The sequence below is a fragment of the Chryseobacterium daeguense DSM 19388 genome (assembly GCF_000430825.1).
GTDB classification, from domain to species: Bacteria; Bacteroidota; Bacteroidia; order Flavobacteriales; family Weeksellaceae; genus Chryseobacterium; species Chryseobacterium daeguense.
The window spans coordinates 282,136-296,562 of the sequence record NZ_AUMT01000003.1 but is presented as its reverse complement, the minus strand read 5'-3'; the positions used below and the strand labels follow the sequence as shown (position 1 = coordinate 296,562).

Genomic DNA, 14,427 nt, shown 5'->3' with positions numbered 1-14,427 from the left:
AAATTTAACTACCTTTATTAATATCAAATTTATATTATGAAAAATTTTATCTTAGGGTTAGCAGTTTTAAGCACAGTTGTAATGAAGGCACAAACCCAGATTATTGCGCACAGAGGCTATTTTCAGTCGCAGCCGCCAACTACCGAAAATTCATTGAAGTCATTGGAAAATGCCCAGAACCTTAAAATCTACGGATCAGAGTTCGATGTAAGGATGACTAAAGACGGCGTTTTGGTAGTGAACCATGATGAACATCATGCAAAAATGGAAATTTCGGAAACGGATTTTAAAGAATTAAAAAAGGTAAAGCTTTCCAATGGTGAAGATTTACCCACTTTAAAGGATTATCTGAAACAGGGTAAAAAAGACAAGTCACTAAAGCTGATTGTTGAAATAAAACCTGATAAAACAAAGGAAAAAGAGGATGAGCTTACTGCGAAAACCGTCAAAATGATTAAAGACATGAAGCTGGAATCGCAAAGTGAATTCATTTCTTTCAGTTTAAATATCTGTAAGGAAATCAAAAAGCTTGAACCATCGTTTAAGGTACAGTATCTGAAAGGAGAATTGTCTCCACAGCAGATCAAAGATGAAGGGCTGGACGGAATAGACTATCACTACAGCATTTTCCAGAAAAACCCTACATGGATATCTGAAGCAAAGGCATTAGGCCTTATCACAAACGCCTGGACAGTAAATGACGTAGCGATCTATGAAGAGCTGAAAAAACAGGGGATAGGATTTATTACTACCAATATTCCTGACCAGCTGAAAAATAAATAAGCATTTTTTAATCTTAGTTATAGAAGTCCGTCTCATTTGAGGCGGGCTTTTTGCTTAAATACGAATTAATTTTTAAGCTTGAAAATGATGAGGTATGTATGTGGTATTCATTATTTTCTCAGGAAAAGACAATAAAGTTAGGGAAATATTATGGGCATTAAACATTAAAATTTCTTAATTCCTTTAACCTATTGTTAATCATACGTGTATATAATTTCGTTAAAAATAAATTAATATAGCGTTTAATAATTCTTTAATAAACGTTAAAACCGTGTTAAAGCCATAACCATAATGTCGTTTTAATTTTGCGCAAACAAAAAGGATATGCGTAAAGAGACACAAAAGCTGTTGGTTTTGTCACTGCTAGGATTAGTAAGTGTCAATCTTACGGCTCAGCAAAAAGCTAAGAAAGACACAATCAGAAGCATTGACGAGGTGGTGGTAACTGCTTTAGGGATCAAAAGACAGGACAAGTCTTTGGGATATTCTACTGAAACCATTAAATCTGATGAGCTTCTAAGAACCCAAAACAATAACTGGACGGGAGCATTAGAAGGAAAAGTAGCCGGGTTAAAGATTCAGACTGCAGGAGCAGGACCTTTATCTACACCCAGAATTACTTTAAGGGGTGATGTTTCAATGAGCAGCATGGATGATAACCAGGCTTTAATTGTGGTAGACGGTGTCCCGATGAACAGCAGATCTGTGGGTACGGGTACACCGGCTTACGGGGCCGGTTCAGGAGGAGATCTTCCGATTGATTATGGAAATGAGGTAAGCAGCATCAACCCTGATGATATAGAAAGCATTACAGTATTGAAAGGACCTACGGCTGCGGCTTTATATGGTTCAAGAGGTGCAAAGGGCGCGATTATGATCACCACAAAATCAGGAAAAGGAAAAGACGGTAAGTTCCAGGTGAATTTCAACTCTTATTCCAGCTATGATACCGTACTGAAATGGCCGGATTATCAATATGAATACGGACAGGGAACACTAACAAAAAATACAGCAGGACAGTTTTACTATTCTTACGGAGCTTCTGCAGACGGTGTAAGTACCGGAGGAACCAGCAGTGCTTTCGGGCCGAAGTTCGACGGGCAGTACTACTTCCAGTATGATCCTAATCAAAATGGACAGAGCAAAGAAAGACAATTATGGAGACCTTACAAAGATAACATCAAAGGTTTCTGGAGGACAGGTTCTACCTATTCAAACAACTTGTCTATAGAAAGTTCTAACGATAAAACTTCATTCCGGGGCTCTTTAACCTATCTGAAAAACGAATGGATGATGCCCAATACCGGCTTCGACAGATGGAATGCGCAGTTTTCGGTAGATCATAAATTAACTTCAAAATTAAAAAGCAGCATTAAGTTATCCTATGCGCATACAAAAAGTGATAACCTTCCTGCAACAGGGTATAACAACCAGTCTATTTCCTATTTCATGATTTTCCAGAATCCGAATGTAGACCTGGCGTGGTACAAGCCAATCTGGAAGCCGGGTCAGGAAAATGTAGACCAGATTCACCCGTTCAGCTCATTTATCGACAATCCTTATCTGATTGCTTATGAAATGACGAATAGCGTAAACAGAAAAGGAATCACAGGAAATGTAAGCTTAAACTATCAGATTGATAAGCATTTTGATGTTTTAGTAAGATCAGGAATGATTTGGAATGATGAATTGCGTACTCAGAGAAGACCTTACAGCTCTGCAAATTACCTAAAAGGGTATTACAGAGAACAATATATCAATGGATTTAATTTTAATAATGACCTGATGGTTAACTATAAAAATAAATTCGGGGATTTAAATGTAGCCGCAACTGCGGGTGGAGGTTCTCAGTATGAAGAGCAAAAAACTCAGGATTATTTTGCAATAGGTCTTAAAAATCCGGGAGTTTACAGTCTTACGAATGCTATTGCACAGGATTTTAAAATCCCGAAGCCTTATGATAAAATGGTAAACAGCTTATATGGATTATTAAACTTCAATTATCAGGAAAAAGTATTCTTAGACATCACAGCCAGAAATGACTGGAGCAGTGCGCTTCCAAAAGCAAACCGTTCTTATTTTTACCCGTCAGTAGCTTCTTCATTTATTCTTTCCGATATTTTTGCATTAAGGTCGAATACCCTTAACATGTGGAAATTCAGGGCTTCATGGGCTAAGGTTGGAAATGATACCACTCCGTACCAGCTGGCTAATTATTACAGTGTAAGCTCATTCCCGGGATCGGTAGAAATACCAAGCACCTACGCTAATCCGAACCTGAGACCTGAAATGATTACCAATATTGAAGCCGGTATGGATTTCAGCTTATTTAAAAATAGATTGACATATAATATTACCGCTTATCAAAGTAACTCAAAAGATCAGATCATCAGGAATGTTCCTGTATTATGGGAAACGGGATATTCCTTAAAGGTAATCAACGCCGGAGAAATCAGGAACAGGGGAATCGAGATGATATTGAATGCATATCCTGTTAAAAACAAAAATTTCTCATGGAATATATCAGCAAACTGGTCTATGAACAGAAATAAGATCCTGTCTTTACCTGAAGAATTTAAAGGAGAGCCTTATACTATGGGAAGTGTAGGCGGAGTAGTGTATTATAATGCGGTTGTAGGTGGATCTCTTGGAGATATGTACGGATACGGTCTGATGTATTCTCCGGACGGTCAGGTAATATACGGATCAGATGGATTGACGGCGAAACCAACCCAAGTGAAGAAAATCGGAAATGCATATCCACTTTGGAGAGCCGGCCTTCAGAATGAATTTAAAATTAAAAACTTTACTATAAGTTTCTCATTTGACGGGCAGTACAAAGGAGTTGCCTATTCCCAGTCTCACCACAAGATGTCGGAACAGGGGAAACTTGAGCATACCCTTGTAGGAAGAGAAAATCCGGATGGCTTAATTATAGGAAGTGGAGTTGTGCAGAATGCCGACGGATCTTATTCTACCAATGTTAAAGGCATCCCGTTATCTACCTACTATGCAGATTATTACAGAAGAGCAAATGTAGAAACCAATACATTCGATACCTCTTTTATAAAATTGAGAGACGCAAGGATTTCATATTCTTTCCCTAAATCACTCACTCAAAATTTAAAGTTAACAGATCTTACCATAGCTATTTTCGGTAGAAATCTTTGGATGTGGACGAAATTTCCATTATTCGATCCGGAAGTGGCCACTTTAGACAATGCAACTATCACTCCTGGAGTGGAAGTAGGTCAGTTACCGACTGCCAGAACGGTAGGGTTCCAGCTTAATGTAAAATTTTAAATTAATCAGACATGAAAAAAACAATACTTAAATATTTTCTTCTGGCCGGATTGGGCTTAGTCACTCTATCTTGCGACAGGACTTTAGACGAAATCAATACAGATACAAGCAGGATATTGGAGCCTGAGGTATCAAGTTTTCTCGCGCCGGCACAGTACAATATGGCCTCAATTAATTATATGAGGGCTAATGATTTTACTTTCGATATCATGCAGGTTTCCCTTGATTTTCCTAATGAAGGAAATTCCCTGAGCCGTTACTACATGACCGAAAATACAGGAGCTGGCTTCTGGAATAACAATTATAGATGGCTGAAGCAGATCAGAGACCTTAAAATGGCTGCTATTAAGTCAAATGATAAAAATTATCAGGCAATTGCCCTGGTAATGAACGCATGGATTCTTTCAAATCTTACAGATAGTTTCGGGGACGTTCCTTTTACAGAAGCCTCAAGGTTGGATGAAGGAATTACCCAGCCGAAATTTGATAAGCAGAAGGATATTTATATTCAGTTACTGAATGATCTGAAAGAAGCAAACTCACTTTTCATCACCAACAAGCCAATTTCAGGAACAGACCTTTTCTACAATGCAGGAACAGACACCAACGGAATTACCAACTGGAAAAAATTCTGTAATTCACTTTCTTTAAGATTATTAACAAGGATTTTGAGTAAAAATGGTGAGGTAAATGTACATGAAAGAATTCAGGAAATCATAAATAACCCAACTACATTTCCTATTTTCCAGAGCAATGCAGAGACCGCTAAACTAAACATCACGGGAGTTGCACCACTTCTTCCGCCAATTGCAAGACCTCAGGATTTCACGACAGGAAGAGCCGCTTCAGCGTTTTTTGTTGAAACTTTAAAACAAAATAATGACCCAAGAATGTCTATGTTCTTCGGGCAGGCAAAAGATCTTGCCACCAATGCAAATATCGGTTATAAAGGAGCTCCTTCCGGATATGCTTTCGGGACGACGTTCAATTATCAGCCTTCAAACATGAATCAGAATCTTGCAAAAGCACCGTTAAATATTTTGATTTATCCGTATGCAGAATTGCAGTTTACGCTTTCCGAGCTGGCATTTAAAGGAATTATTCCGGGAAATGCACAGACGTTCTATGAAAATGGAGTAAAAGCGACTATCGAGCAGTGGGGTTCTACCATGCCGGCCAATTATTTTACGAATCCTAATGTGGCTTACAACGGGACTTTAGAGAGAATTATGCTTCAGAAATATGTGGCTTTGTTCTTTGTGGATCAGCAGCAATGGTTTGAAAAAAGAAGAACGGGCTTTCCGGTGCTTCCAAACAACGGCGGATTGTTGAACAACGGAAACCTTCCTTCAAGATTAATGTATCCACCGAATCCAAAAGTGTTGAATACGGCAAACTATCAGACAGCAGTTCAGCAGATGGGCGGTGATGATATCAACGTAAAAGTTTGGTGGAATAAACCGTAAGTTGAGATTAAGGCTCAGGTTCAGTTTAAGATTTAAAAAAAATCTAATTTCTAAATCTCATAATCTCTGAATTTTTAAATAAATAATAAAAAAAAATGAATATAAAATTTTTAATGCCATGTCTATTAATTTCAGCGATGGCATTTTCACAGGCTTCTGTTTCGGGATATGTATATGAAGACAGCAACAAAAACCAAAAAAAAGAAAACAAAGAAAAAGGAATCGAAGGGGTAGCGGTTTCCAACGGGACACAGGTTATTCTAACGGATAAAAACGGAAGATACAGCCTTCCGGTTCAGGATGGACAGACCATTTTTGTGATCAAGCCTTCAGGATATATGACTCCGGTGAATGGAAATAATCTTCCTCAATATTATTATCAATATAAGCCAAAAGGTTCTCCGGCAGAGTTTAAATATAAAGGATCAGCGCCTACAGGCGAGCTTCCAAAAGAAGTAAACTTTGCATTAAACAAACAAAATGAAAGCAAAAACTTCGATATTCTTGTCTTCGGGGATCCGCAGCCTTACACGGAAAAAGAGCTTGATTACTTCAGAAGAGCGATTGTAAATGAAGTTAAGAATACCAAGAAAAATGCAGTATTGGGAATCAGCTTAGGAGATTTGGTAGGAGACAATCTGAGCCTTCAAAAGCCTTACGCAGACGTGATGAAAGAAGTGGGATTACCGTGGTACAACGTTATGGGTAACCATGATATGAACTATGATGCCAAGGAAGATATGCTTTCCGATGAAACTTTTGAATCCAATTTCGGGCCGGCCAACTATTCTTTCAATTACGGAAATGTTCACTTCATTATTTTGGATGATATTTTATATCCGGATCCAAGAGACGGAAAAGGATATTGGGGCGGTTTCCGTGAAGATCAGATGAAATTCGTGGAAAACGACCTTAAATTGGTTGATAAAAATAAGCTGGTGGTTGTTTCATTCCACATTCCGCTGGATCACAAAAACGAAGATAATTTCAGAAATTCTGACCGTCAGAAACTGTTTGATTATTTAACGCCATTCAAAAATGCATTGATCTTATCGGCCCACACTCACATTCAGCAGCAGATTTTCTACGGAAAACAGGCAGGATGGAATGGTTCAAAAGACCTTCACGAATACAACGTAGGAACTACCTGCGGCGATTGGTGGTCAGGAACTTCAGATGAAATCGGGTTGCCGACTTCCACCATGAGAGACGGTACGGCAAAAGGATATTCTTTCATCAGTTTTGATGATAATCAGTATAAAGTTAAGTACAAAACAGCAGGAAAACCGGAGGACTATCAGATCAAATTATATGTTCCGAAAGTAATTCCTTTCCCATCAAAAACTTCTGCAAAAGTATTGGCTAATTTCTTTATTGGAAGCAAAAAAGACAAAGTGGAATACAGAATAGACGGCGGAGAATGGAAAGATATGGATTACGATGAAACCATCGATCCAAACTTTGCAATGTCCGTTTTCAAGTGGGATACCACACAGAATCTTTTCCCGGGAAGAAGGCCTTCAAACCCTGAAATGTCGAGACACATCTGGGTAGGAGGATTCGGAAATAAACTATCATTGGGAAAACATAAGGTTGAGGTAAGAGCGATGGATATGTATGGAAATCAGTTCTCAACATCAGAAGAATTTGAGGTTCAAAACTCAGTTCTTATTCCTTAGTTTTCATTTTTACTATACTTTCAATAGAAACCGGCTTCATCAGGAGCTGGTTTTGTTTTATTTTTATTTGTAGCTTTTTCCCGCTATCCACTATATCTTTTTTGTTACGGCTTCCGCTTTGCTTCAGCCGCAACAAAAAAGGATGCCGTTTCTATCGGGGCTAGAGTTGCAGTCATTCTCATTTTAAAACAGTCAAATAGTAGCTGTTGAGAATCATTACGCTAAAAACATTGTTTATTAGTGTTTAGAAAACATCTTTTGTACATTTGCAAACAGTAAAAAATTCTATAAAAATGAATATAAACGGGAAAAACGCTGTCATTACAGGCGGCGGAAGAGGATTAGGAAAAGCGGTGGCTTTGGCACTGGCAAATGAAGGCGTAAACATAGGAATTACGGGCAGAAATGAGGAAAACCTTAAAATGACTGTTGAAGAAATTAAAAAAGCAGGAGTGCATGCAGCCTACGCAGTTTTTACGGTGGACAATGAAATTCAGGTAAAAGCAGGCATCGAATCTCTGGCAGAGCAGCTTGGCGGGATTGATATTTTAATTAACAACGCCGGAATCGGAGATTTTGGAAGCATTGAAGAAATGCCTTCTGAAACCTGGGAACAGGTTGTTAAAACCAATCTTTTCGGGGTGTATTACACTGCAAAAGCAGTTTATCCTTATATGAAGCAAAAAGGGGAAGGTGATATCGTAAATGTAGCATCTACAGCCGGTTTAAAAGGAGGTCCGAACATGTCGGCATACGCGGCTTCAAAAGCGGCGGTAGTTTCCTTATCCCAATCCATGATGGCGGAATGGAGAAAGCAGAATATCAGGGTTGTAACGTTGACTCCGAGTACGATTGCTTCAGATATGTCCATCCAGGGAGGCCTTACGGACGGTAATCCCGATAAAGTGCTACAGCCGGAAGATTTTGCAGAATGGGTAAGGGATATTCTTAAAATGAACCGAAGAGCCCTGATTGCCAATGGTTCTATTTTTTCTACAAATCCATAGGAATAGAGGTTAGATATTAGAAGTTAGAAGTTAGAAGTTAGTATTAGAAATGCAGTAAATTCTTTTCTATAAAAGGGTGGGCTTTTGTAAAACTAATTCTGGAATTATCAATAGGAGCGGGCTTTAGCCCGCTTTTTTCACGTCATTGCGAGGCGCGGAGCGAACGAAGCAATCTCATAATTTTTTTCACTTTTAATTGGTGAAATTTTTCACGAAACAAATCAAAATAATTCTTCAAACAAAGAGATTGCTTCGTTCGCTCCGCTCCTCGCAATGACAACGTAACCCCTTTGCGAACAAAAAATACAAAACAATATCAAAAAAAGTTTGTATCCTTTGCGTTAAAAAAAAACTTCGGCAGGCTCGGTGTGACATCGCTGATACTTACAGCCGGATTCTAATGTTAATTCTTTATTTTTGCAACAAATTATTCACATGCAAAATTATTTAGAATTCAATTTCAAAATTTCTCCGCTTCAGCCCTGGAACGAAATATTAATGGCAGAGTTTATAGAAATCGGTTTTGACAGCTTTACGGAAGAAATTGATGGTATTTTAGGATATATTCAGAAAGATTTATTTAATGAAGAAGATTTGAAAGCATTGCCGCTTTTTCAGAATGAAGAGGTGAAAATAGAATATACATTTCAGGAAATGCCAAACATCAACTGGAACGAAGAATGGGAAAAGAATTTCGAACCTATAAATATTGATGATAAAGTACTGATCAGGGCAGAATTCCATGAATCTGTTCCCGGAATGCATGAAATTATCATTCAGCCGAAAATGTCTTTCGGTACAGGGCATCACCCGACGACACATTTGATGATCCAGCAGATGATGGATATTGATTTTAAGGATAAAAAAGTCCTGGATATGGGTTGTGGAACATCTGTTTTAGCAATTTATGCCAAACAAATCGGAGCCGGCAATACCAAAGCAATCGATATTGATGAATGGTCAGTGGAAAACTCAAAAGAAAATGCAGTAAGAAACGGTGTTGAGCTTGATATTGAGCTGGGAACTGCAGAGAATTTAGGAAAAGAAAATTATGATATTATTTTAGCGAATATTAATAGAAATATCTTAATTTCAGATATTCCGACGTATGTTTCTGTTTTAAATGATGGTGGTAAGCTTTTGCTTTCAGGACTATGTTTCTTCGATGTGGATGATATTCTGGAGGTAACAAAAGAAAATGGTTTGGAGCTTAAAAAACAATTGCAGCGTGAGGAATGGGTGAGCCTGCTGCTTGAAAAATAATGATAAACTAATTTACCATGAAACCTTTATTCACTGCTTTATTTTTAATTCTGATTCAGTTTTTTTCTGCACAGGAAGAATCTTATGCCAACGGGATCTTTAATTTTGAAGAGAATAAAATCCAGAAAGTATTTACCGACTGGTCAAGGATTCGCCAGGAGCCTGATGCTACGTCAAAAATCATAGATTCTTTGAAAACAAATCAGCAGGTTTTAATCAAACAAAAAGAGAAAGCTGTTTTGCAGCTGGGTGAAAGAAGCGCCAACTGGTACAAAATCTCTTATGAAAAGGAGGGTAAAACTTCGGAAGGTTATATCTGGGGCGGTAATCTTTGCATAGGTCACAGGAATAAAAACGGTTATGATTTTCTTTTCGGATTATCAAAAACAATAGACAGGAAGGATAAAAAATTTAATGAAAACTATAAACAGAATATTGCAGGGATCAAAATGCTGGAAGGTAATAAATTGCTGGATGAGGTTTTCTTTGATACGGGTTCCGGGGAAAGCCTGAACTTCGCATCTTTTATTATTGAAAGCAATCATAAGCTTAAAAACGTGGAGTTCACACTGAAAGCATCTGTTTCCGGTGAGGCTTGCGGTGTCGCAGGTTATGACCAATATGTTTTATTTACAGGTAAAAAACTTCTTGCATTGCCCCAACTGATGAATGTGGGTGATGCCGATGTTTACTATCATTCTGAGCAATTCATTTTCCCGAATGATAAAGGTGGAATTCCTGATGCTTTTATTTTTAAAATGGAAGAAATGGAAAAGGATGAACGAGACAGGGAAAAGAAAAAATATTCCACTAAAACCTATCTTTGGAATGGTAATTATTGTGTTGTTAAATAGTTTTTAATTAATAATATTATGCATTTTTGCCTATTTGGTTAAAGTGTATGGTAATATACTTTCATGGCATACGTTTTGAAAGATTCTCATCAGTTAAAAAAAACAAAAATGAAAAAATTAAATTTATTATCAATCACTATTTTAAGTGCCGGAGTTTTATGTTTTGTCATAAAAATGATTACCGAATCCATGGATGCTACAAAATCAAGCACTGCATCGGACGGTACTCTTAATGAGCCTTTCTTTTTCCTGATTCCCGCAGGGTTCATTTTATTATTTGTGGGTATTTTTCTATATATGTATAAGCTTATTGCAGATAAGTTTTTTGGATAAATTGCCTTTTTACAAGTAGATAATTTCGTTAATACTATAAAATCTGAGCCGGCTTCTTGCCGGCTTTTTTGTGAGGAAATTTTAAATGGAATTTAAATTAATATTTGAAATCCGTGTGTATTTATGTTGATTTAATTAAATTTTATCTATGAGATCAATATTAAAGTTACTTTTAGCCACTGCGATCTGTATGATACTGTGTTCCTGCCCTGCCGGAACTTACATAAAATTACATGAAGTGGTGGAGCGGGTAGCCAATGCAAAGAAATTTTGATAATGAAATACTACTGAAACAGTAAGCCAGATATACCAATTTTCACTAAATAATAATTTGTCTTTTTGTTATATTAATTCACCTTATAGGGGAATTAATTGCTTTTTTATTTGAGGTACTTTGTAAATATAACAAGCGACTTTAACTACCACATAAGGATCTTCTATTAAATGGTTTACAATATTTCATTTCTTGATGTAACCTTACTGTTGCTATATTCTAAATTTAATGAATTTTTTGAATACATAGAATAAAATTCATTTTATTCTGGTGTTTTGTGTTTAGTGTTTGTGAGCAGGGTTTCTGGCCCTGCTCCTTATTTTAAGATTTGTCTTTTTTTTATAATAATCTGACTTTAAAGGGATTATTTAGTTGGCTGTAAGACTGAACTTTGCATTGCTCAATTTGAGATAAAGTAATTAATAAATAATAATACTAAACATTTAAAACATTAAGTATGGTTAAAAGAAAAAAAAATTCAGTCAGGTCAGCAATTCTGATACGATTTAATTTCAAAAAGCATTTTATTAAATTTTTTGAACAAATCAAAGAATTCACAAGTAGTCAGAATTCATATGCTGATAATTACAGAGTATTATCCATTACACAATCAACGATTCTAAAAACACAAATTTATTATTAAAATAGGTAAGCCTATTATAAAATATTATAAGGTTAAAAGTTTTTCCCTCAATCTTCTAACCTGGATAAAATAGTCGTTTCGGACAATTCTTAAGAACTAAAAGAAAAAAGTAGACAAACAATGAAAAAATTTATTTTTATAGCCATGATGTTTTTTACAGTCACGGCATTCTCTCAAGTAGGTATAGGAACAGCACAACCACATCTAAGTGCCGTGTTGGATCTTACTTCAAGTAACAAGGGCTTTTTACCCCCAAGACTAAGTACTTCCCAAAGGGACAGTATTTCAGTAAAGCCCGCCGGACTTATGATTTACAATACAGATGAAAACTGTATGCAGTACTGGAACACTACCATGTGGAAAGGAGACTGTTCAGATTCTGGAAATCCCGGAACAGGTATCATATCATCCTTAGATTGCACTGGTGCTACAAATACTGGAAGTCTGGTAGCTGGTATGGCTGCATCGGGAGTTTCTTCATCTATTTCCTATACTGGTGGTAATGGTGGGGCTCATAACGGGCAGACTGTTTCATCAACAGGAGTAAGTGGTCTTACTGCTATCTTAGGTTCCGGAAGTTTTGCGAATGGAAGTGGGACATTGGTATATACAATTACAGGTACTCCATCTGGATCGGGTAATGCCTCTTTTGCCATTAATATAGGTGGAAAGTCATGCACCCTGACAAGATCCGTGTCAGGAGCACCAGGCAGTATTTCATCATTAAATTGTTCAGGAGCAACCCACAACGGTAGTCTTATTTCTGGAACAGCAGCGAGTAACGTAAAGTCTATAATTTCATACTCAGGAGGAAACGGAGGTGCCCATGGTGGTCAGACGGTTACTTCTACAGGTGTTACAGGTCTTACAGCTAAGGTTTCTGCTGGAAGCTTTGCAAACGGTAATGGAACTTTGACGTATACTATTACAGGAACTCCTTCAGGAAAAGGGATTGCCAGCTTTGCTATTAATATTGGAGGTAAAACCTGTACTCTAACACGCACTGTGGGTGGACCCGTTATAAAAATTGGTGTTAATGGAGCGGGACCTTTTCCGCCATCTGGGACAGGCGAATTTGAAGCCTTCAGAACACAATTGTCGAACCCAACAAATTATGGGCCTGCAGGTACATATACTAAAAGCAGCGGTTATGAAACTACTATCATGTATGATGAACTTACAAATGATACTGGGGCGCAACTTAAAGCAAAATTTGATATTATCAATATGACTTCATCCGGATATTATATTTACGAAGGAACAGCCAACAGGCTTAAAGACTTTGTTAATTTAGGTGGGGTTCTTATTGTAACACTGGATGTGGATGGAAATAACTATCTTGATACATTATGCAATATATTTGGCATTTCTGGTAACAATATTGCAGGCCCTTCCAATACTACAGCATCAGCCAGCTCATCTAATGCTTTTAGCAGTGTTTTCGGTGATTCAAGAGGGGTTTCTTTATCCGTAAGTGGTCCATCTGTAAAAGTGACATCATCAAGGCTTCCGAGTGGCAGTACGCTTTATGCTACCGCAGCAGATGGTTCTCCTGCCGTGTGGACTCTGGGTGGATACAATGGAAGAGTTATTTTTGTCTGGGCAGAAGGTGTATTTAAGTCTGGATCTATTTCAGGAAACCTGATTGACACGGCCCAGGAAAGATTTCTCCATAATCTAATGGCTTATGCTATTGATAAGGCGAAAGGATTTTAAAGTAATTTAAACTTATTGAAAACGTTACAGGCGCTTATAAAAGTGATTTAATAATAGTGTTTACATAGAGTAGCAGTAAGGATTCGTTCCTGCTGCTATTCGTTTTTTAATTACTTATCGTTTCGTATAAGCTCATGGGGAGTGAAGCCAAACTCTTTTTTGAAAACAGAAATGAAATAAGATGGCTTATGGTAATTGAATTCATAAGCTAAGTCAGTAACTGTACTGTAATTATTGCTTTCTAAAATCGCCTTTGCCAGTTTAAGCTTTTCGGTCTTATGATAATTAGCCGGGGTTATACCATACATTTCTTTGAAAAGAAGCTTAAATTTGGATGCAGACATTCCGGCTTTTGATGCTAGTGCATCTATTCCTTCAAAAAGTGATGTTAGATTTTCATCAAGATATTTTTTTATATGGATGATGGCATCATGATCGGCTTTAGAATGTTTCATGATAAAAGTATTGGTCTTCACAAGGCTTTTCATGAAATTCCCTAAAATCTTATGGGCAAGGGAAAGCGCTAAGAGCTCATAATTATTATCTCCAAGCCTTCGGCGGGTTAGCTGCTCAAGAAGAATTTTGGATTTGCTGTCTGCATAGCCGTAAAAATGTAAATGCTTTACAAGATTTTCCTGAAGAATATCATTGAATGCACCGGAGCTATATTCTTTTAAAAGCTCATTAAAAAAGGTTTTAGAAACCAGTATTCTAAAAGAGAAGGTTCTTTTTCCTATTTCTGGTATCACTCTTCTTTCTGTATTGCCCTCCAGGAAACCAAAATTGAAATCCGAATTTTTTCCCATTTCATAGGGTTTACTGTCTATTGTATGTTGGTTTTTACCCTCGCTCAGATCATACATTATATAATAAAAGTCGATGTTTTCTGCCGGTTTTTTTATGAATTCTATTTTTTCCTTTGCGATATAATCCACAACAGCTAAGGCAAAACCCTTGTGAAAGTATTTAAAATAAATACCACCATCCCATACCTTTTCAGGAGCAAGTAAATATTTGTTATCTTTCAGTGAAAACCCGAGTTCATCAATAAATTTTTGCGCCCAGATAGTTTCAATAGCATCTATATGTTCAAATTTTCTCATCAT

11 protein-coding genes are annotated in these 14,427 nt (G+C 37.1%); 10 read left to right on the top strand and 1 reads right to left on the bottom strand.

Annotated elements, in window-relative coordinates; translation table 11 throughout:
* The first annotated feature begins 36 nt into the window (after nt 1-36).
* The 10 genes from H560_RS0105800 (at nt 37) to H560_RS0105755 (ending at nt 13,321) form a co-directional block, all read left to right on the top strand.
* The gene (locus tag H560_RS0105800) at nt 37-783 is read left to right on the top strand and encodes a glycerophosphodiester phosphodiesterase (RefSeq protein ID WP_027379169.1); all 747 of its coding nucleotides are present in this window, start codon (nt 37-39) and stop codon (nt 781-783) included.
* A 324-nt stretch (nt 784-1,107) separates the two neighbouring features.
* A complete protein-coding gene (locus tag H560_RS0105795; protein WP_027379168.1) occupies nt 1,108-4,086 on the top strand; it encodes a SusC/RagA family TonB-linked outer membrane protein in 2,979 nt (992 codons plus the stop codon).
* Between the two features lie 11 nt (nt 4,087-4,097).
* Nucleotides 4,098-5,552 carry a SusD/RagB family nutrient-binding outer membrane lipoprotein gene (locus tag H560_RS0105790; protein WP_027379167.1) on the top strand — a complete coding sequence of 485 codons (1,455 nt, stop codon included), beginning with the start codon at nt 4,098-4,100 and terminating at the stop codon, nt 5,550-5,552.
* 95 nt (nt 5,553-5,647) lie between these two features.
* Complete coding sequence (locus H560_RS0105785; RefSeq protein ID WP_027379166.1) at nt 5,648-7,231, top strand: calcineurin-like phosphoesterase C-terminal domain-containing protein; 1,584 nt, start codon at nt 5,648-5,650, stop codon at nt 7,229-7,231.
* A 293-nt stretch (nt 7,232-7,524) separates the two neighbouring features.
* Nucleotides 7,525-8,238: a 3-ketoacyl-ACP reductase gene (locus tag H560_RS0105775; protein WP_027379165.1), complete on the top strand. Its 714-nt coding sequence runs from the start codon at nt 7,525-7,527 to the stop codon at nt 8,236-8,238.
* 435 nt (nt 8,239-8,673) lie between these two features.
* Entirely contained in the window at nt 8,674-9,501 is an 828-nt protein-coding gene (prmA, locus tag H560_RS0105770; RefSeq protein WP_027379164.1) for a 50S ribosomal protein L11 methyltransferase, read from the top strand.
* 17 nt (nt 9,502-9,518) lie between these two features.
* Nucleotides 9,519-10,355 (top strand): SH3 domain-containing protein, encoded by an 837-nt coding sequence (locus H560_RS0105765; protein ID WP_027379163.1) that lies wholly within the window; start codon nt 9,519-9,521, stop codon nt 10,353-10,355.
* A 108-nt stretch (nt 10,356-10,463) separates the two neighbouring features.
* Entirely contained in the window at nt 10,464-10,688 is a 225-nt protein-coding gene (locus H560_RS0105760; protein ID WP_027379162.1) for a DUF3955 domain-containing protein, read from the top strand.
* A gap of 148 nt (nt 10,689-10,836) precedes the next feature.
* The gene (locus H560_RS23555; RefSeq protein ID WP_262486262.1) at nt 10,837-10,962 is read left to right on the top strand and encodes a hypothetical protein; all 126 of its coding nucleotides are present in this window, start codon (nt 10,837-10,839) and stop codon (nt 10,960-10,962) included.
* A gap of 763 nt (nt 10,963-11,725) precedes the next feature.
* Nucleotides 11,726-13,321, top strand: a complete 1,596-nt coding sequence (locus H560_RS0105755) for a hypothetical protein (protein ID WP_155844965.1) — start codon at nt 11,726-11,728, stop codon at nt 13,319-13,321.
* A 110-nt stretch (nt 13,322-13,431) separates the two neighbouring features.
* On the opposite strand, the gene H560_RS0105750 is transcribed toward H560_RS0105755, so the two are convergent.
* Nucleotides 13,432-14,427, bottom strand: coding sequence for a helix-turn-helix transcriptional regulator (locus H560_RS0105750; RefSeq protein WP_034752225.1), 996 nt, complete (start codon nt 14,425-14,427; stop codon nt 13,432-13,434).